Annotated in this window: 19 protein-coding genes; 18 read left to right on the plus strand and 1 reads right to left on the minus strand. The window is 40.0% G+C overall.

Going from position 1 to position 20,875, the window contains the following annotated elements; all coding sequences use genetic code 11:
* Nucleotides 1-222 precede the first annotated feature (222 nt).
* From AC6F8J_RS06335 to AC6F8J_RS06380, 10 genes are all read left to right on the plus strand, one after another.
* On the plus strand, nucleotides 223-468 hold the full coding sequence (locus AC6F8J_RS06335; protein ID WP_500721879.1) for a ComC/BlpC family leader-containing pheromone/bacteriocin: 246 nt from the start codon (nucleotides 223-225) through the stop codon (nucleotides 466-468).
* An 11-nt stretch (nucleotides 469-479) separates the two neighbouring features.
* The gene (locus AC6F8J_RS06340; protein WP_500721881.1) at nucleotides 480-656 is read left to right on the plus strand and encodes a class IIb bacteriocin, lactobin A/cerein 7B family; all 177 of its coding nucleotides are present in this window, start codon (nucleotides 480-482) and stop codon (nucleotides 654-656) included.
* A gap of 77 nt (nucleotides 657-733) precedes the next feature.
* A complete protein-coding gene (locus AC6F8J_RS06345; RefSeq protein ID WP_500721883.1) occupies nucleotides 734-1,351 on the plus strand; it encodes a hypothetical protein in 618 nt (205 codons plus the stop codon).
* A gap of 17 nt (nucleotides 1,352-1,368) precedes the next feature.
* A complete protein-coding gene (locus AC6F8J_RS06350; RefSeq protein ID WP_500721885.1) occupies nucleotides 1,369-3,573 on the plus strand; it encodes a peptide cleavage/export ABC transporter in 2,205 nt (734 codons plus the stop codon).
* Nucleotides 3,574-3,838: 265 nt separating this feature from the next.
* On the plus strand, nucleotides 3,839-4,111 hold the full coding sequence (locus AC6F8J_RS06355; protein WP_500721887.1) for a hypothetical protein: 273 nt from the start codon (nucleotides 3,839-3,841) through the stop codon (nucleotides 4,109-4,111).
* Between the two features lie 153 nt (nucleotides 4,112-4,264).
* A complete protein-coding gene (locus AC6F8J_RS06360; protein ID WP_500721889.1) occupies nucleotides 4,265-4,501 on the plus strand; it encodes a hypothetical protein in 237 nt (78 codons plus the stop codon).
* A gap of 308 nt (nucleotides 4,502-4,809) precedes the next feature.
* Nucleotides 4,810-6,321, plus strand: coding sequence for a beta-barrel domain-containing protein (locus tag AC6F8J_RS06365; protein ID WP_500721890.1), 1,512 nt, complete (start codon nucleotides 4,810-4,812; stop codon nucleotides 6,319-6,321).
* Nucleotides 6,322-6,524: 203 nt separating this feature from the next.
* Entirely contained in the window at nucleotides 6,525-6,683 is a 159-nt protein-coding gene (rd, locus tag AC6F8J_RS06370; protein ID WP_275841910.1) for a rubredoxin, read from the plus strand.
* Nucleotides 6,684-6,840: 157 nt separating this feature from the next.
* Entirely contained in the window at nucleotides 6,841-7,758 is a 918-nt protein-coding gene (gene cysK, locus AC6F8J_RS06375; protein WP_500721893.1) for a cysteine synthase A, read from the plus strand.
* A 1-nt stretch (nucleotide 7,759) separates the two neighbouring features.
* Nucleotides 7,760-8,185 carry an Rrf2 family transcriptional regulator gene (locus AC6F8J_RS06380; protein WP_500721895.1) on the plus strand — a complete coding sequence of 142 codons (426 nt, stop codon included), beginning with the start codon at nucleotides 7,760-7,762 and terminating at the stop codon, nucleotides 8,183-8,185.
* Between the two features lie 285 nt (nucleotides 8,186-8,470).
* Here the strand turns inward: AC6F8J_RS06380 and AC6F8J_RS06385 are convergent, their stop codons facing one another.
* Nucleotides 8,471-10,219, minus strand: coding sequence for an NFACT RNA binding domain-containing protein (locus tag AC6F8J_RS06385; protein WP_500721897.1), 1,749 nt, complete (start codon nucleotides 10,217-10,219; stop codon nucleotides 8,471-8,473).
* 201 nt (nucleotides 10,220-10,420) lie between these two features.
* Here AC6F8J_RS06385 and dapG point away from each other — a divergent pair, with 201 nt between their 5' ends.
* The 8 genes from dapG to AC6F8J_RS06425 are packed head-to-tail and all read left to right on the plus strand — an operon-like array spanning nucleotide 10,421 to nucleotide 20,861.
* Nucleotides 10,421-11,623: an aspartate kinase gene (dapG, locus tag AC6F8J_RS06390; RefSeq protein ID WP_500721899.1), complete on the plus strand. Its 1,203-nt coding sequence runs from the start codon at nucleotides 10,421-10,423 to the stop codon at nucleotides 11,621-11,623.
* Between the two features lie 47 nt (nucleotides 11,624-11,670).
* Nucleotides 11,671-12,552, plus strand: a complete 882-nt coding sequence (locus AC6F8J_RS06395; RefSeq protein WP_500721900.1) for an undecaprenyl-diphosphate phosphatase — start codon at nucleotides 11,671-11,673, stop codon at nucleotides 12,550-12,552.
* Nucleotides 12,545-15,106, plus strand: coding sequence for a DNA translocase FtsK 4TM domain-containing protein (locus AC6F8J_RS06400; protein WP_500721902.1), 2,562 nt, complete (start codon nucleotides 12,545-12,547; stop codon nucleotides 15,104-15,106). The genes AC6F8J_RS06395 and AC6F8J_RS06400 overlap by 8 nt, the downstream gene beginning before the upstream one ends.
* Before the next feature lie 53 nt (nucleotides 15,107-15,159).
* The gene (locus tag AC6F8J_RS06405; protein WP_500721903.1) at nucleotides 15,160-16,830 is read left to right on the plus strand and encodes a formate--tetrahydrofolate ligase; all 1,671 of its coding nucleotides are present in this window, start codon (nucleotides 15,160-15,162) and stop codon (nucleotides 16,828-16,830) included.
* An 8-nt stretch (nucleotides 16,831-16,838) separates the two neighbouring features.
* Nucleotides 16,839-17,684: a bifunctional methylenetetrahydrofolate dehydrogenase/methenyltetrahydrofolate cyclohydrolase FolD gene (gene folD, locus AC6F8J_RS06410; RefSeq protein ID WP_500721904.1), complete on the plus strand. Its 846-nt coding sequence runs from the start codon at nucleotides 16,839-16,841 to the stop codon at nucleotides 17,682-17,684.
* Between the two features lie 8 nt (nucleotides 17,685-17,692).
* Complete coding sequence (gene rimO / locus AC6F8J_RS06415) at nucleotides 17,693-19,042, plus strand: 30S ribosomal protein S12 methylthiotransferase RimO (protein ID WP_500721906.1); 1,350 nt, start codon at nucleotides 17,693-17,695, stop codon at nucleotides 19,040-19,042.
* Nucleotides 19,026-19,565 carry a CDP-diacylglycerol--glycerol-3-phosphate 3-phosphatidyltransferase gene (pgsA, locus tag AC6F8J_RS06420; RefSeq protein WP_500721907.1) on the plus strand — a complete coding sequence of 180 codons (540 nt, stop codon included), beginning with the start codon at nucleotides 19,026-19,028 and terminating at the stop codon, nucleotides 19,563-19,565. The genes rimO and pgsA overlap by 17 nt, the downstream gene beginning before the upstream one ends.
* A gap of 33 nt (nucleotides 19,566-19,598) precedes the next feature.
* A complete protein-coding gene (locus AC6F8J_RS06425) occupies nucleotides 19,599-20,861 on the plus strand; it encodes a competence/damage-inducible protein A (RefSeq protein ID WP_500721909.1) in 1,263 nt (420 codons plus the stop codon).
* Nucleotides 20,862-20,875 lie beyond the last annotated feature (14 nt).

The raw sequence follows: 20,875 nt of genomic DNA on the forward strand, positions 1-20,875 counted from the left end.
CTTAGAAATATTTTATCAGTTGCTATAAAAGCTATAGAGTCATTGTATTAGTATTTTTTTCTAGGTTTTGATAGGACTTTGATAGAAAAAATTATAGTGGTTATAAATCCTAATTGTAAATAACTTGTGGCTATTCCCAAAGAAACAAGTGCTAAATCTTTTTATGGGAGAAAAGATTTGCAGGTTAGGATTATAATAAATAAATTTGAGGAGGAACATAAAATGGTAAAAGAATTACAATTATGCAACAATTTTCTGGAATTAACTACAGTTGAAATGGAAACAGTTAATGGTGGAGGAACTGGGGCTGCTATTGCAGTTGGAGTGTCAACAGGTCTTATCGCATGGGCTCCAGTTGTTGCTTTTGTGCCAGTTGTTGGTCCGGCAGTTGCAGTTGGCATGGCATTAACTGGTGCAGCAGGAATTCTTATAGGCACAAATTCTGATTTTGATTTGATTGAGTATTAAGGGAGAATGCTATGAATGAGCTAACAATGAATGAATTATTAGATGTAAATGGCGGGGGGTTAACTCTCGCGGAAGCACTTATTTATGGTGCAGCCATAGCATTATCAACTTCTTGTCCACCAGCTTTGGCAGTTACTGCAGTAGGGATTGCATTTATTGAATACCAAGATTATAAAGATAGCGTTTAAGTAACATATAGCCTGCTATAACATATAGGGTATATAGCAGGCTATAAAAACAAAATGTCGTGAGAGGTTGATTGTAAATGAAAAAACATAAAATTCAAAAAAAGGATTATAAAGGAGGAATACTTAACAAAGTATTTGTTTGTTGTATAAGTTTGATTTTAGTGATTGAGACGAATTTATTTAGTAGGACATTGAATGTTTCAACAGAGCTGCTTTATTTTACAGGAGTGCTAGTTATATTATTTTGGAATATAACTATATTCATAAAGCTGAGTAAGGCAAATATAAATGAGCTTAGCACAAAAGGCACTTTATTATTAAATCATTCAAAACAAAATTATAACCTAATAAAAAAAGTGGGTTGGTCACCATGTATAACTATATTAGTTGGTGCAGTAGTAAATAATGATAATTATAAATTTGTTTTTTTTACTGCAAGTATAATTATCATCTTATTTGTGAAGTATTACCTCTTTGATAATATAATAATATTTACTAAAGATGGTTATCAATCTGGTTTTGATGAAATGAAAATTAGTAAAATAACTAAAATTGTTGAGTTAGAACGATCTTTCGTACTCGGGAATGAAGAATATGTAGCTTTTGAAATCTATACTGACAAGAAACTGATAGCTTATGATAGATTTTTTAATACTGATTATAAGTATTTGTGTAAAATGGTTAGTAGTAATTGATTGGGTGAGGTTATAATATGAATTACAAATATATCAAACAACATGACATAACAGATTGCGGTGCGGCCTGCATCGCAACCATATCAAAACAGCATGGCCTAAAAATACCGATCACTAGAATACGTGAAGTAGCAGGTACAGACAAACAAGGGACAAACGCACTGGGCTTGATAAAAGCAGCGGAACAGTTGGGATTCTCTGCAAAAGGTGTCAAAGGCAATGAAGAAGCCTTTTTCTCGGACTTCCCATTACCGGCCATAGCTCATGTGGTTGTTGATGGTACATTGCTTCACTATGTTGTTATACATAAAATAACCAAGAAGCAAGTGATAATTGCAGATCCGGCAAAAGGCCTTATAAAAATGTCGCCGGAAGAATTCTTCAAGATGTGGACAGGCGTCCTTATATTAATAACGCCAACCAATGCCTTTAAAAAAGGGAAAGAGACAAAAGGTTTGTTTGAACGTTTCTTTCATTTGCTTATTCCACAGAAGAAGCTATTGGTGAACATCTTCTTTGCCTCTATACTGTATACAATCATTGGTATCATTGGTGCCTTCTATTTTAAGTTTTTGATTGATGATGTACTACCCTATGGTCTAGAAAAGACGTTACATGTCTTATCTATTGGTGCCATAGTACTGATTGTATTTAAGATTATTCTGAGTGTGTTTAGAAGTTACTTACTTATATACCTTGGCCAGAAGTTGGACATTGATTTACTGCTAGGCTATTACAATCACGTCATAAAACTTCCAATGAACTTCTTTGGAACCCGTAAAACCGGTGAGATTGTATCTAGATTCCAGGATGCTTCAAAGGTGAGAGATGCCATATCAGGCACCACATTAACACTAATGGTCGACACTTTGATGGTACTGGTTGGCGGTGTGATACTCTATGCTCAAAATAGTTTCATGTTTGGAATAACCGCTTTCATTGCAGTGTTATATTTTTTTGTTGTATTCGCGTTTAATAAGATCTATAGGAAACAGAACCGAGAGCAGATGGAAGATAGTGCCCAGTTGACTTCTTATCTTGTAGAATCACTTAATGGTATTCAGACGGTGAAGTCTTTTAATGCTGAGAGAAAAGTGAACCAGGAAACAGAAAGCAAATTCATTAAACTGCTTGGAAGCATTTTCAAGCTTGGGCTGACAGGGAATGCACAAGGCGCATTACAAGGCTTCTTAGACGGTGCAGGTGGCATAGCCATCCTTTGGATTGGTGCATGGCAAGTCATTAATGGCAATCTATCCATGGGACAACTTGTGGCATTTAATGCGCTCCTTGCCTACTTTTTAGGGCCAATCAAGAATCTAATCAACCTTCAGCCTATGCTACAAACAGCCATCGTCGCCTCTGAGCGACTTGGAGAAATATTAGACCTTGAAGTGGAAAAAACAGAAGATGAAGCAAAGAAAATGAACTTAGAAAATCTACGAGGTAACATAGAATTCAAGGATTTGAGCTTTAGATACGGAACAAGAAAATTAGTCCTTGAAGATATTAATATCACCATCAAACCAGGGGAGAAGATAGCCCTCGTAGGAGAAAGTGGCTCCGGAAAAACAACATTGGTAAAACTATTGTTGAATCTATATACATGGGAAAAAGGGAAAATACTGATCAATGATAATAATATCAAAGATATTCAGATAGATGTCGTAAGGGATAAGATTGCCTATGTGCCACAAGAGACCTTTTTGTTCAGTGGTTCTATATATGACAACCTAATACTGGGCCTTGAACATGGGGATATGGAACAAGTGGTTGCAGCGGCTAAGATGGCAAAAGCTCACGACTTTATTAACAACCTCCCTCTAAGATATAATACGAGGCTTGAAGAAAACGGTGCGAATCTATCTGGTGGACAGAGGCAACGCCTTTCCATAACCCGTGCAATTCTAAAGAAGCCGGACATATTAATATTGGATGAAGCAACCAGCAATCTGGACTCAATTACTGAAAAAGCCATAGAAAGAACAATAGAGGCGTACACCAAGGATATTTCCACCATCATTATTGCCCATCGTTTAAGTACCATTAAACGCTGTGATCGTATATATGTCATGGAAGAAGGAAAAGTTATTGAAGCAGGTACACACAAAGAGCTGATTCTAACAGAAGGCAGATATTGTGAAATGTGGAAAGAACAAGGCGTGGACAAGATCTATCAAGGGGATAATACAGCAACTAATATAGAAGAATATGTATCATAGGAGTGGGCAATGAAAGAGCAATTATTGGATATCCAAGAAATCACCTATAGTAGAGAAATGTATGAGGCAAAAAAGATAGTAGAAGAATTAAGAATGAAGAATATAAGTTGATTATCTGTTATATTACCGACTCGACTAGTTAGTATGGTTCAAGAAGAAATTAAAGCTTAAAAAGTGAGCTAAAGTATTCAGAAAAGATTGGTAACCAGTGATTTAGCGCGCAAATCATTGATTTCAATATAAATAAAAATAAAGGAGAAAATATATGTTAAAGAGCAAGTTTAAAGAATTAAACGATAGTGAATTATTAAATGCAAATGGAGGTGGGGTCTTTTCTGATATTGGAAATGCCCTTAAAGAAGGATTCACAGGATTTGGAAAAACACTTGTAAGCAAAGAATTTAGAGAACCATTTACTTCTGTTATGAAAATTACTGGTTCAGCATGTTCATTAATTGTAAATCCACTTGGAGTTGAAAGGTCTGCCTATACAATACAAAATGAATGGGATAAGCTATCTTCATATGGCTCTAACTAGAAGTAACTAAATTAGCTGGCAAGTTGGTTTGTCTTCCAACTTGCCAATTCTAAAAAGAAAGAGGTAATTATGATAGGGTTATGTTATGTAATAGTAATACTGGTTATACAAATATATGCACTCATCAATTATTCTATTCCAAAGGGGATAAGCATGTTGGATGGTTTGCAGTATTTATCTTTAATTATATTATCAGTTAATTATATTATTAAATATTTTGTAAAAAAAAGAACTATTCCAAAACCAATTATAGCTGCTTTTCTAATTTGTTTTGTTGTTTTAGGAGGTAGGGAGTTGATTAGCTTAGAACTTGAAACAATGGTTGGGTTTTTTGTAATACTACCTTTGATATATATTATTATACGCAAGCAATTATTTGAAAGGACATAAGAATGAGATGAAATTATTTCTTGAAGTCGCATTAGTATTATTCAAAATAATGACAGGTTTGTTGGTGACAATACTCTGGATTAATGGAGATTTTATTTTAGACTGGATTAATGAAATAAAGAATAAAGAGTAAATAGTAAATAAAAACAATATGGTTTGTAAATGTTACGAGTAAATTCGCTAAGTAAAGTACGGAAAAGCAAGGTATCCATTCATGTGAAATGTGGAAAGAACAAGGCGTGGATAACATCTATCAAGGGGATAGTACAGCAACTAAAATAGAAGAATATGTATCATAGGAGTGGGCAATGAAAGAGCAATTATTGGATATCCAAGAAATCACCTATAGTAGAGAAATGTATGAGGCAAAACCAAGACCTTTTGTATCCGTTTTTATATATTTATTCCTTCTCATAATACTAGGTGCCTTCATCTGGACCTATATGAGTGAAATCGATATCGTAGCAAGAGGTAATGGTATCGTCAGGCCAAGTGAAAATATCAATACAATTAGAGTCGAATATACGGGAAAACTAGAAGAAGTAAATGTTGCAGAAGGCAAGCAGGTAACAAAAGGAGATATTCTCTATGTGATAGAGCACAAGGCCTTGCTATTGGAACAAGAAGATTTGCAGGAAAAGATAGATGATATTAAGCAGAAAAGAATCAGTTTAAAGGCTTATGAAAAAAGCATAATTGATAAAAAAGCATCTTTTAATGAAGCAAGTCGCTACAATGATTATTATCAAATCAAATATGAAAACTATCAGAAAAACCTAGAATATATCAACTATCAGAAGGCATCAACAAAACTACAGTTAAAACAAAGCAATCAGACAGATCTCATCTCAAATCAGTTAGATACCTTAAAAGAAAAATACAATAGGATGCTAACCTTAAAGCAATCCATAAAACAAGGTACGAATCTAATAGTAGATGCCAGTTATCAAGGGCAATATGAAGATTATGCCAATACAGTTAAGCAATATGAATCAGAATTAAATTACTTAGAAGCAACCTTTGAGAAGTCAAGTGCACTGTATGAAGCCGGATATATATCACAAAGCGAATATGAAACAACATTACATAGTCTAAGAAGCAAGCAGCTGACTTATGATCAGTTCAAGATAAACCATATGACAAGTCTTGAAGAAAGTATTAAGCAGACAAAAGACGCGATTACCCAATATGAAGAAGAGCTAAGCATAGCAGAAGTAACTGGAGAATTATTATATAATGAAGAAACAAGTGGTGAGTCAGTAGTTGAAAAATACCGTCTTGACAATTTGGTCATGGTTCAAGATGAAATCAAAACCTATGAAGATGAGCTCGATAGCCTTGAAGCTAATCTTAAAAACACTAGAATACAGATTCAAGGAGCGATCATTACAGCACCCATATCCGGCAAGGTAAATCTATTGGCGGTATCCTCCAAGGGCGACTATGTATCTGTTGGAACAGAACTGCTTACGATTATACAGGATGATCAAGCAGGCTATTGTGTTGAAATCGCTTTACCAAATAGTGAAGTAGCAGGTATAGAAGTGGGTGATGTCGTGAAATTTAAATTCAGCGCCTTGCCATTTAAGGAGTATGGTGAATTCACCGGAACCATTCAACAAATAAGTACAGATATCAAATCCGACAATAATGGCAACAGCTATTATCTGGTGGAAGCAAAGCTAAGTGAGGTGGTAGGTGTCAGCTATAAAGGTGAAAAGAGAAATATCAAAGTAGGTATGGCTTGTGAAGCTCATGTCATAAAGGAACAGAAGAAGATGTTGCATTGGTTATTAGAGAAAATTAATTTGAAAGATTAGCATTTATGGTTAAAGCATCAAAACTAAGATTCACTAAATTCACAAACAATATATAGATTACCTTGATACATTCGTAACTATATATTGTATGCGAAATTCCAACTATATAGTTTTGACACCTTAACAATTATATAGACTGGAAATATATTTTATCAAGTGTTATAATAAAGAGGTAAAAAATATAGACAAATGGAGGTAATTAGATGTCAAATTATGTATGTTTAGTATGTGGTTATGTTTACGATCCAACTGAAGGAGATCCAGACAACGGTGTAAAACCAGGAACAGCTTTTGCAGATGTACCTGAGGATTGGGTTTGCCCACTTTGTGGCGTTGGCAAAGATCAATTCGAAGAAGAATAAATAATAGAATCATAAATAATCTTAAAAGCGTAAAGCCGAAATGGTTTTGCGCTTTTATTTTTGCATTTATCCTTGTAATAGACAAGAGGTGGTGTTATAATAAAACAAATAAACGAATTAACCGAAGTAATAATACGATTAAAAAGGAGAAGATAAAATGAGTAAAATCTATAATAACTTAACAGAACTGGTAGGCAACACCCCAGTTGTAAGATTGAACAAACTAGGACCAGCAGGCAGAAACATCTTATTAAAGTTAGAATCATTCAACCCAGGTGGTAGCGTCAAAGACAGAATCGCCAAAAACATGATAGAAGAAGCAGAAGCAAGTGGTGACCTTAAGCCTGGTTATGTGATCATAGAATCGACCAGTGGTAATACAGGGGTAGGACTAGCCTTCATCTCAGCGGTCAAAGGCTACAAATTAATTCTAACCATGCCCGACACCATGAGCATGGAACGCAGGAAACTACTGATCGCTTATGGGGCCGAGTTGGTTTTGACCCCCGGTGCTCAAGGGATGAAAGGTGCCATAAGCAAAGTAGATGAGCTTAAAGCAACATACCCGAATCATTTCATCCCTCAACAATTCACCAACCCGAACAATCCGGATGCCCATAGAAAAACAACAGCCCTTGAGATTCTAGAACAAACAGATGGGGACATTGATATATTCGTTTCAGGCGTAGGAACCGGTGGCACCATAACAGGTGTTGGCGAAGTCCTAAAAGAAAAATTAAAAGGCATAAAAATCATAGCAGTAGAACCATCCGCATCACCGGTATTATCCGGTGGACAGCCTGGTCCTCATAAGCTACAAGGTATTGGAGCGGGGTTCGTACCTGATGTACTCAACAAAGGCGTCATTGATGAAGTATATCAAGTAGACAATGAAGATGCTTTTGAATTCATGAGAGCATTGGCAAAAGAGGAAGGTATCTTAGTGGGCATATCCTCAGCGGCAGTTGTAAAAGCCACCATTGAGATAGCAAAGCGTCCTGAAAACGAAGGCAAGACCATATTAACCTTGCTACCGGATACAGGCGAACGATACCTATCTATGGACATATACTAAGATGATTCATATATCCAATAAAGCTAGATGCGGCATACGCATCATGATCTACATCGCCCTTGACGCAGGCACCAAGACCACTGTACAAGACATCTACATCAAAGAAGACATGTCAAAAAGGTATCTGGAACAGATTTTTGCAGATCTAAAAAAGAGCAACCTAGTAACCAGCATAAAAGGCAAACATGGTGGTTACAACATATCAAGACCCTATAAGGAGATAACCGCCTACGACATCATCTTAGCCCTAGAAGGTGAAGAAAACACTGGCGACCCAGACTCAAAAAACAAAGACTTGAATCAATTACTAGACAACAAACTATGGCAACCCCTACAATCACAGATTCAAGACCTCCTATCCGCCATAACCCTAGAAGCACTCGTAAGCGACTACCTAGAATCCCAATCCAATATGTTTTATATATAGAAATAGTCAGCACATTAAACAACCATTAATTTTAAATAGAAACGAATCCGAATGAGGAAAGAAAAGGTAGGGATCAATCACAGTTCTACATGGAAGTAGAACGTCCTTCATTTTTGCATGGATGCAAAAGGGAAGGATGATTGAGACCTACCTTTTCTAGACGAAATGACGACGTATTACCGAGTATAGGACATATAAAACTTTTCCGCTGACCGTACGAAGTGTAAGGCAAGGGAAAGTTTTATATGTCCTATACGATTATTATCACTATCTAAAGTATTAAACTCAATCCTTCACCAAAGTCACACCCTTAAGACTGGGCGCCACCATAAGAGAATAATTCGTATGATAAATCACATAACCTGGCGCAGACCCATTTGGCTTCTTCAGATTCTTCTTCAGAGTATAATCCACCGACACCTTGGGTGACTCACGGTCCTTAGAAAAATAAGCAGCCAGACCAGCGGCCTCTTCATAGACCACATCCGGTAACTCCTGACCATCCGCCTTCACAATCACATGAGAACCGGGAATATCCTTAGCATGAAACCACCAGTCGCCGCCATTGGACAGCTTAGTAGCCAAAAGGTCGTTCTGGTAATTGTTCTTACCCACATAAATATCATGACCAAGAGAAGAACGAAAATGCATAGGCTCTGCTTTCTGTAGAGCCTTTTTTGATTTGGAACGACGGAATTTCAAATAGCCGGTTTCCATAAGTTCTTGCCGAACCTCTAATAGATCTTCTTCCCTAAGTGCATTGGCGAGGGCGTATTTTACACTCTCTAGATGTTCGATTTCCCCTTTGGTAGCTTTAATATGCTCGCTAAGGGCCGCCAGGGTCCTCTTCTTCTTATTGTACTTCTCGTACTGCTTGTTAGCATTTTGACTGGGCGTCAAACGCGGGTCCAGCGTAATGGTTCTTGGTTGATTCTCATGATAATAATCAAGGACAGTAACCTCAGTATCACCTTCCTTGATTTGATAGAGGTTGGCATGAATCAGCTCTCCGACAATCTTGTATTTATCTCGGTCTTCTGTGTCCTTAAGCTGTTGAAGCTGTAGATTAAGCTTCTTATAACAACGTTCCAGATTGGTTTGGACCAATTTCCTAAGATCCACAGATTTTTGTGAGATTCTAGACTGGATGGCGTTGTTCATATAGAAGTTCTCCACCAGTGCCGAGATACTCTCATAAGGTACTAAAGTCTCATTTTGATAGAAGCTAATGGGAAAAGCACCAAAAGCAATTTGTTTGTCCGAAGCGTCCACAACCACAGTCGGGGCATAGTCACCCGTTTCAATAGCTTGAACCAGCACTTTATAGACCTCATAAACAGATTGAATCTGTTCAACACTCAAATCATCCACAAGGGTAGAACCGTTTAAGCCTGCCCTAAAACAAATTTCTTCTGCCATTTGAGGGCTGAAACCGGTGATATTTTTGTACAGCGCCTGTTGTAGCGCCTCTTGTCCTCGAATAACCTGTAAAAAACCATCAAAATCCCGAATACTCAAAGGATTAGCTTTGCCCTGGTTCGGCGGAAAAACATAAGGTCTATTGGGGAAGACCTCGCGAACGGAACTCACCTGAGCCCCAATCCTCTTAATACTATCTAGAATCATATCTTGCTCATCGGTTAGGATAATGTTGCTATGTCGTCCCATAACCTCAATAATCAGTTTTCTATAACAGGTTTCACCCATTTCATCCAGATTCTGAATCTCAATCACCACAATTCTCTCAAAGTTGGGTTGGCTAATTGAGAGAATAAGACCACCAATAAGATGCTTCCTAAGAAGCATGCAATAGTTAAGTGCCGTAATAGGATTGGTCTTGTTGGTTTCTGTTAGATGTAGACGGGGCATACTGGCCATAGAAGAAAGCAAGAGTTTGTAATTGGTTCTATGATTTCTCACAGTGAGAATAATCTCATCCTTCTCAGGTTGGGTCACCTTGCCAATGCGCCCCCCTACGATTGTATCATTGAGTTCTTTTACTATATTGGAAATGACAATGCCATCAAAAGCCATATAATCAACCTACCTTTCTTAAACAGTATACATAAACCCACTTAAATGTGCAATAGATTGCATTATGTAAAACAAGCGTCACACATGGATTTCGATGAGAAATTAATGGTCCTTTCATTGTTATTTATAGCTCAATATGATATATTAATGAGGGTCATGAAAGATGGCCAAATGAACCCTATTGGTTTAGGAGGAAATGGAATGAGTCTGGTTATACAAAAGTTTGGAGGCACATCTTTAGCAACCCATGAGAGTCGTGAAAGAGTGGTCCTTAGAATAGAAGAAGCAACGAAGAAATATGACCAAGTTGTGGTCGTGGTATCGGCTATGGGAAGGCTCGGCGCGCCTTACGCCACCGACACCTTGCTCAGCCTCTTAGAAACCGACGGTCGCCACGTAGATGATCGAGAAATGGATATGTTAATAGCTTGTGGTGAGATCATAACCACCGTCATACTATCCAACGCTCTAGGCAGCAAAGGCATGAAGGCTCAAGCCTTAACAGGCGGACAATCCGGAATAAGAACCTCTAGCCATTTTCTAGAGGCTCACGTGGATCATGTGGATACAACAAGAATTAGAAACATTTTGGCACAGGGGCATATTCCCGTTGTAGCAGGCTTTCAAGGCATGGATACACAAGGAGACACAACAACCTTAGGCAGAGGTGGGTCTGATACATCAGCAGCCCTTATGGGGGAAGCCTTAAAAGCCGATGTCATAGAGATCTTCACTGATGTAGACGGTATTATGACTGCAGACCCTATAGTATGTAGGACCGCTAAGTTAATCAATCATATCAGTTATAATGAATTGTTTCAGATGGCCGATGGTGGTGCAAAAGTCATTCATCCAAGGGCCGTAGAAGTGGCCAGACGCTCAGGGATACCCGTGATAATCAAAAACACCTTCAGCGATGCAGTCGGCACAACCATCACTCATTTTAACTACATAGAGAAACCAATCACCGTCAACGAGAGAATCATCACCTCCATAGCCCATAGAGCTGGAAGAATACAATTCCTGGTAGAAGGTGTAATTGATGATGAAGTATTCTTTAATGATCTTGCAGCCCAAAATGTGTCCATCGACATCATCAACATTTTCCCCGGACGCAGGGTATTTACAACAGAAAGCATCAACAAAAACAAAACCATAAAGTTAATAGAAGCTTATGATGTAAGCTTTTCATATATCGACAATTGCTGTAAAATAACAGTAGTGGGGGAGAAGATGACAGGCGTACCCGGTGTTATGGCCAAAATCATCAGCAGTCTATCAAAAGTCAAAGTGCAGATTCTTCAGACCGCGGACTCACTATCCACCATTGCATGCCTAATTCATGCCAAAGACCTTGAAGTGGCGGTATTTGCCCTACATGAGACATTCGGCTTACACGATTAACGATAAAAAACAAAGAAGTTAGACTTGAAGGTATTAAGGAGAGAGACATGACATTATTTGAAGCGATACTCATGGGTATCATACAAGGCTTGACAGAGTTTTTGCCAGTCAGCAGCTCAGGCCATTTGGCTATTGGAAGTGTATTATTTAACTTGAAGACAGAAGGCGGCGTCTTATTTGAGGTGGTCTTGCATCTTGGGACCCTAGTGGCCATATTTGTAGCATTTTGGTCGGAGATATGGATTTTGATAAAAAGTGGTTTACGCATCTTAAAAAATACATGGGATTATACAAGTTACCACATGATTAAAGGAGGCAATAAGGACAAAACGTCCCCTAAGATCATAGAAGATAAGCACCAAAGGTTTGTCATGCTTATTATAGTAGCAACCATCCCAACGGTCATTGTAGCCTTGGTCCTTGAGAAGCTCATACTTCACGCCTTTACATCTTTAATATTTCCGGCGGTAGGCTTATTGATCACAGCCACCTTATTGCTCTTAACAACAAAAATGCGCTCGGGTGCATTAACCGAGGAAAATGTAAGCTTCAAAAAAGCCATGTTCGTCGGACTAATCCAAGGGTTTGCCACGTTTCCGGGTATATCCAGAGCAGGATCTACCATAGTGGCAGGACTCTTTACCGGAATGAGCAAAGACTTTATTGTCAAATTCAGCTTCATCATGTCCATACCGGCTATCCTTGGAGCAACGCTATTGCAACTCTTAAGATTCGAAAGTACGGAACCTATTAATGAGATTATCATCAGCTACAGTGCCGGTATGATTGCCTCAGCTTTAGTAGGCTATATATGTATCAAAGTATTACTCGAAATAGTAAGAAAAGGTAAGATTCATTATTTCGCCTATTACTGTTATACTGTAGGTATACTGTTGTTGTTTGTCACCTTAGGGGGATACCATGGATAACACAAAGACGACAAGAAGAAAAATGAAGCCAAGAAGAAAAACGAAGCCAAAAACCACGTCAAAACGTGGAACACAAGACAAAGGTTTAAGTGCAAATCTCAAATACGAGATAGTTGTGCTTTCTTTTGTTGCCCTTGCATTTATGTTAATCATCAGTATTTACTTCAATCTAGGTGGTAGCATAGGTAGCGGTCTTCGTTATATCATGTTTGGCTCTTTTGGCATTGGCGCTTATTTATTGCCTTTGTATATTCTCGCAGCTTCATTTATCAAGATTTTTAATAAAGGCAATAGGCGAATCAACAACAAACTGGCTTTGATATTTATAGCCATATTGGTGGTCTCTACCCTGAACCATCTCTACTATATTGAAGATGCACAGATCAACAAATTCACATCAACCGGCACTTCGTTTTTTGCCGCTACGGCCATGTACTTTAGAACATCCGCCTCCGGACATATAGCAGGTGGTTTGGTCGGCGGTGTACTGGGCGATCTGATGGAGATCCTTGTTGGTCGAATCGGCAGTATGATTATCCTAGTCATCGTCAGTCTGGCACTCATCATCATGATCACAGAGCAATCCTTAGCAAAAGTATGGCAGTTCATAGCTAAGATAGGCAAAGGATTAGGCATTGGTGTTTTCAAGGTCTCCCAAAAAGGCATTAAAAAAACAGGTCAACAGATTAAGATCTACACAGAAAACTATCAGAAAGACAGAGAAGAGAAAAAAGAGCAACAAGAGCTTCAGAAAAAAGCCAAGCAAAAAGACATGCTCTCCACAGCCACATTAATAGGCGACGGCAAAGTTGGGGAAGATAGGGATGAGATTTTAATTGGTGAAGGCACCCCTAAGAAAAAAATATACCAAGGCAGCAAAAAAGATCCATTTGAGCAAATCATCCAACAAGAAGAACAGGAATTAGCCAGAGAACGTATGATGGCAGCCAATAATGAAACACAGTTAGAAAAGCAGACACAGCCGGCAAAAGAAAAGCCGGTACCCATAGAAGCCATACAAACAGAGATAGAGACTGTTTCAGCACGTCCGATATACAAGCTACCACCCATTGAATTGATGAAAGCCAATCTGAATCAAGGTAAGCATTATTCAGAAGAAGCCAATAACAAAAAAGCAGAGAAACTGGTCAAGACTTTAGAAAGCTTTGGCGTGGGTACCAAGATCTTAAACGTTACCGTCGGTCCTACCGTAACAAGGTATGAACTACAACCGGATCAAGGTGTCAAAGTGAGCAAGATTGTGAACCTACAAGACGACATAGCTTTGAATCTAGCAGCAAGCGGCATACGAATCGAAGCCCCCATACCCGGCAAATCCGCTGTAGGAATAGAAGTACCCAACGATATAACCCAAGCCGTTACCTTAAGGGAAGTTGTTGACACCACTGAGTTTCGTAAGTTCCCCTCCAAGATCTGTTTTGCCTTAGGAAAAGACATCAGTGGACAGGTCGTGATAGCAGACATTGCCAGAATGCCCCATTTACTCATAGCCGGTGCAACAGGTTCCGGTAAATCCGTATGTGTCAACACCCTAATCACCAGCATTCTTTATAGAGCCAACCCGGATGAAGTCAAGATGTTAATGATTGACCCCAAAGTGGTGGAACTAAGTGCCTATAACGGCATACCCCATCTCTTGATTCCGGTTGTAACAGATCCCAAAAAAGCAGCAGGTGCCTTGAATTGGGCAGTTCAAGAAATGGCCGATCGCTACAAACTCTTTGCGGCGGCCAATGTAAGAGACTTAGGTGGCTATAACAAAGCCGTCGTAGAGAACAAGGAAGGCAAGAAACTACCTCAGATTGTCATTATTGTAGATGAGCTAGCTGACTTAATGATGGTAGCCCCCAATGACGTAGAAGACGCCATTTGCCGATTGGCACAAATGGCCAGAGCCGCCGGACTACATCTAATAATAGCTACACAACGACCTTCAGTAGACGTTATAACCGGTCTCATCAAAGCCAACATACCCAGTCGAATCGCCTTTAATGTTTCCTCAGGGATTGATTCCAGAACCATTATAGATAGCAACGGTGCTGAGAAGCTACTTGGAAAAGGGGATATGCTTTATTACCCTGTTGGACTACAAAAGCCTGTACGGGTCCAAGGTGCCTTTATATCAGAAAAAGAAGTTGAGAACGTTGTAACATTTTTAAAAGACCAAGCCAAAGTCACCTATAATGAGAAAATCATGCATCAACTGGCAAAAACCGATGAACAGACAAGCACATCAGCAGACGGAGAAGACTATGACGCCTACTTTAACGAAGCACTTGAACTGGTCATTGACAAGCAAAAAGCCTCTGCTTCCATGATACAGAGAAGATTCCGAGTTGGCTATAACCGAGCGGCCCGTATTGTGGATCAGCTACACGAAGCCGGATTCGTCGGGGATGAAGAAGGCTCCAAGCCAAGAACGGTCCTCATGACAAAGGAAGCCTACGCAAAAATGAAAGATGAAAGTGAACAAGGCATCACAGATCAACAAGATGAACCTACGACAGAAGTAGCTCTGAGTGCAGAAGAATAAGTCTAGGTACCCTTGAGACAGTGGACATAACACAGAAATACAAGGAGGTAAGCATGAAGTCGGACATACAAATAGCAAACGAGGCAAATATCATACCCATAAAAAATGTAGCAGAAGCCATAGGCATTCATGAAGACCATTTGGATTATTACGGCAAATACAAAGCCAAGCTATCAGCAAGCTTATGGCAAGAGATTAAGGACAAGGAAGACGGTAAATTGGTTCTGGTAACCGCCATCAACCCAACACCGGCAGGCGAAGGAAAGACCACCACAACCGTCGGTCTAGGACAAGCATTGGGCCAACTTGGCAAGAAAGCCATCATAGCACTGCGTGAACCTTCACTTGGTCCCTGTATGGGCATCAAAGGTGGCGCGGCCGGTGGTGGACACGCGCAGGTCATTCCAATGGAAGACATCAACCTTCATTTCACAGGGGACATTCATGCCGTCAGCATCGCCCATAACCTATTATCAGCCATGTTAGACAACCATTTACAACAAGGCAATGACCTCAATATCGACACCCGACACATCGTATGGAAGCGCGTCGTGGACATGAACGACCGTGCCCTTAGAAACATCATCGTAGGTCTTGGCGGTAGCATGCAAGGCGTACCAAGAGAAGATGGGTTTATGATCTCAGTGGCATCAGAAGTGATGGCCATACTATGTCTCTCCAATGATCTGAAAGACTTGAAAAAGAGACTGGGACAGATCATAGTCGCCTACACAAGAAAAGGCGACCCGATAACAGCCCATGACTTAAAAGCAGAAGGTGCCATGGCGGCCTTATTAAAAGAAGCCATCAACCCTAATCTGGTTCAAACCCTTGAAAACACACCGGCCATCCTACATGGTGGACCCTTTGCCAACATCGCACATGGGTGCAACTCAGTCAGAGCCACCAAATATGGCCTAAAACTAGCCGATATAGTAGTAACAGAAGCCGGATTTGGTGCTGACCTTGGAGCCGAGAAGTTCCTAGATATCAAATGTCAAAAAGCAGGTCTAAAACCAAACGCCATCGTATTAGTAGCGACGATAAGAGCCCTTAAATACAATGGTGGCAGAAACATCAAAGAACTGGCAATAGAAGATCTAGACGCACTCAAAAAAGGCTTTGTCAACCTAGAAAAACACATAGAGAACCTATTCCATTACCAAGTTCCTGTAATCGTGACCCTAAATCATTTTGTAACCGATACAGAAGCAGAGGTGGCCTATGTCAAAGAAACCTGTGAAGCTATGGGTTGTGCTTTTGCCATCTCAAATGTATGGGAAAAAGGCGGCGAAGGTGGCCTAGAACTGGCCAATGTGGTCCTTGATACCCTCGACAACAAGCCATCAGACTTTAGACCACTATATAATGTGAATGATACCATCAAAGAAAAAATCAATGCCATTGCAACAAAAATCTACGGCGCAGATGAAGTCAATTATTCTGCCAAAGCCATGAAGATGATGAAGAAAATAGAAGATCTACAACTTGACAAGTTACCTATATGTATTGCAAAAACCCAGTATTCACTATCCGATGATCCAAGTAAGTTAGGACGTCCAACAGGCTTTAGTATCACCGTAAGAGATCTGAACGTATCCGCCGGCGCAGAGTTTATCGTAGCCTTAACCGGTGATGTTATGACCATGCCCGGACTACCTAAGCTACCATCAGCTCAGAGCATCGATATTGATGATGACGGTAACATTTCCGGATTGTTTTAGGAGGGACTATGTCAGCAGAGATTATTAATGGAAAACAGATTGCAGAAGATATTAAAAACGAATTAAAAGACAAAGTGGAAAATATGGTATCCACCAAAGAACGGCCAACCTTAGCCGTTGTCTTAGTCGGTGAAGACCAGGCATCTCAGGTTTATGTTAGGAACAAAAAGCGAGCTTGTGAATATGTTGGGATACGTTCCTTATCCTATGAACTCCCTGAAGCCACGACCCAAGAAGAAATCCTAGCACTTGTTCAAGAATTAAACGAAAGAGAAGATGTCCATGGCATACTGGTTCAACTACCATTACCTGCCCATATTGACGATGACTTGGTCATCATGACTATCGATCCCAGAAAAGATGTAGACGGCTTCCATCCCATCAATGTGGGGAATCTGAGCATTGGCCATGACGGTTTTGTATCTTGTACACCGGCCGGTATCATTGAACTCATGAAGCGCAGTCAGATAGAGATGTCAGGGAAAAACTGTGTCATCATCGGTCGTAGCAATATCGTCGGCAAGCCCATCGCCATGCTCATGATTAGAGAACATGCCACAGTAACCGTAACCCACTCAAGAACCAAGAATCTACCCGAGGTTTGTAAACAAGCCGATATACTCATCGTAGCCATCGGCAGAGCCAAATTCGTAACAAAAGAATTTGTCAAAGAAGGCGCCGTGGTCATTGATGTAGGCATCAATAGAGATGAGAACGGCAAGCTATGTGGCGATGTGGACTTTGATGACTGTGTAGAGATAGCAGGTGCCATAACCCCAGTCCCCAAAGGCGTCGGTCCCATGACCATCGCCATGCTCATAAGCAATTGTGTAAAAGCATACGAGAAAAATTAGGAGGCACTATGTCAAAAGGAAAAATCTTTTTTGTATCCCTTGGATGCGATAAAAACCTGGTGGATACAGAGGTGATGTTAGGTCATATTGTAGATGCCGGATATGAACTAATCAACGAAGAAAGTGAAGCGGATGTCATCATCGTCAACACTTGTAGCTTCATTCATGATGCTAAAGAAGAAAGCGTTCGCACGATATTAGAGATGGCACAGTACAAAACAGAAGGTCATCTCAAAGGCCTAGTCGCCGTTGGTTGCCTAACCCAGCGTTACCGAGAAGAGATTGTACAAGAGATTCCGGAACTAGACGGCGCCCTTGGCACCTCCAATTACGATGAGATAGTAGAAGCCTTGGACCACATTATTTTAAGAGAAGAACCTTATATCAGTTTCAAAGACATTAATTATGCCTGTGAACCCTACATTAAGCGTATTGGGGATCAAACAGCCCACTATGCCTATTTAAAGATATCAGAAGGCTGCAACAACCACTGTACCTACTGCATCATACCCAGCCTAAGAGGTAAGATTAGAAGTCGAAGTATTGAGAGTCTGGTAGAAGAAGCTCAGTACTTGGCATCACAAGGTAAATCAGAGATCATCATCGTCGCTCAAGACGTAACCAAATATGGAGTGGACTTATATCAGGAAAAAGCCCTACCAAGACTTCTAAGAGAACTGGTTAAGATTGAAGGTATACAGTGGCTTCGGTTGCTCTATTGTTATCCTGAAGACATCACGGATGAACTGATTGACCTCATGGCCTCAGAAAAGAAAATATGTAACTATATCGATATACCCATACAGCATGTGAGTGATCCAATATTAAACAGAATGGCCAGACATAGCAATAGGGCTTCCATTATTGAAGTCATCAATAAGTTAAGAAGAGCCATGCCGGACATAACCATACGATCTACCTTTATAGTAGGCTTCCCAGGTGAAACAGAAGAAGACTATAAGACTCTAAAAACCTTCTTACAAGACCATCGCCTTGAACGGGTTGGAGTATTTACCTACTCCATTGAAGAAGGCACCAAAGCAGCCGAGATGTCGGGTCATGTAGACGCTGAGATTATGGAAGCAAGAAGAGACGGTCTGATGGCACAGCAGCAACAGATCTCCATGGACAAAAATGAAGCCATGGTAGGCAAAATCATCTCATGTATCATAGAAGGCTATATACCTGAGGAAGAAGTCTATATGGGAAGAAGTTATAAAGATGCACCTGGTGTTGATGGCGCTATATTCATATCATCACCCGTTGGATTACTAGCAGGTGAATTTGTACAAGTTCAGGTAACAGATTATAATGAATACGATTTAATCGGGGAGGTTTATGATGAATTTAGCCAATAGATTAACCATATTAAGGATATTATTAATTCCTGTTTTCTTAGTACTGCTCTACGTATCCGAGGACCCAATCATACGTTACGTAGCGGTATTCGTCTTTATAATTGCATCCTTGACAGACTTATTAGACGGTCATATTGCAAGATCTAGGAATCTGATAACGGATTTTGGTAAATTCATGGATCCCTTAGCAGACAAATTATTGGTAACGGCTGCCCTCATTTATATGGTGGAAGTGGGCCAAATAGCAGCCTGGATCATCATCATCATCATCAGCCGTGAATTCGTCATCAGTGGTCTTAGACTGGTAGCAGCAGCAAAAGGCATCGTCTTAGCGGCCAGCTGGTGGGGTAAGATTAAGACAGCGACAACCATGGTTATGATCATTGTGGTACTTCTTGAACTGCCCTTTGATTTTATGGGCCCTGTAGAGTGGACACTGATTGCAGCATCCACACTATTTACCGTCATATCCGGAACAGATTATGTGCTCAAGAATCTGGAAGTATTTAAAGGCTCCATGTAAACAAGTCATAGATTCCATAAGCGAGGTATGTATATGATTGGAGAAATCATCTGTGTCGGCAACGAAATCTTAATTGGTGACACCTTAAACACCAACACCAGGTACCTAAGTAAAAGTATGACTGAACTGGGCATAGAAGTGGCCTATCAAGTAGTGGTCGGTGATCATGAAGAAAGATTGCTAGAGGCCATCGAAACCGCAAGAAGGCGATCAGATGTGATTGTTTTCACAGGTGGATTGGGTCCGACCTATGATGACATGACAAAAGAAACCGTAGCCAAAGCCTTAGAAAGAACCATGGTTTTAGATGAAACGGCCCTTGAAGATATACGCCTTTTTTTCGAACAACGAAAAAGAACCATGGCAGAAACCAATAGAAAACAAGCCTATAAGCCATTGGGTGGGCATATGCTAAAAAACGAAAACGGGACCGCACCAGGCATTTATATAAAAGATGAAGAAACCCATTATATCTTATTGCCGGGACCACCAAGAGAACTCATGCCCATGTTTGAAAAAGAAGTAGCGCCTATATTAGAGACTTTAAGCACCAATGTGATTACATCCAGAATATTTCAACTATCAGGCATTGGAGAAAGCGACTTGTCAGAGATGATCGGTCATATCATGGATGTCTCTGACAATCCCAGAATAGCCCCATATGCCAAGCTGGGATCTGTCAACATTCGGGTCACAGCCATCACAGGAACCAAAGAAGAAGGCAAGAAACTTATTGAAGATACAACCGCTTTACTCATGCCATTTTTAGAGCCCTATTGTTATAGTTATGATGGTAGAAGCCTAGAAGAAATTGTAATACAGATGATTAAGGACCAAGATCACACTATAGCCATAGCTGAATCTTGTACCGGCGGCTTGCTAAGCAGTCGAATCATTAATGTGCCGGGGGTATCTCAAGTATATAGAAATGGATTTGTCACCTACTCCAATGGCTCTAAAGAAACATGGTTAAAAGTGCCCCATGCCCTTATGTTAAAAGAAGGTGCCGTAAGTGAAGCCGTCGCCATGGCTATGGCAGAAGGTGTAGCAAAAGTATCTGAGGCCTCTATTGGTGTAGGAATCAGCGGTATAGCTGGTCCGGATGGTGGCACACCTGAGAAACCGGTAGGCATGGTATGTATGGGTTTTATTATCAATGGCAAAAGCTATGGAACCACCTTCCACTTTAACGGCAACCGGAAGAAGATTCGAGATTACAGTGTTCAATATGCCCTAACAACCTTATACAGTCTTTTAAAAGAAGAAGTTAAAGTAACCAATAATAAAAAAGGTTGACGCATGGGAACGTA

The organism is Petrocella sp. (genome assembly GCF_059865615.1).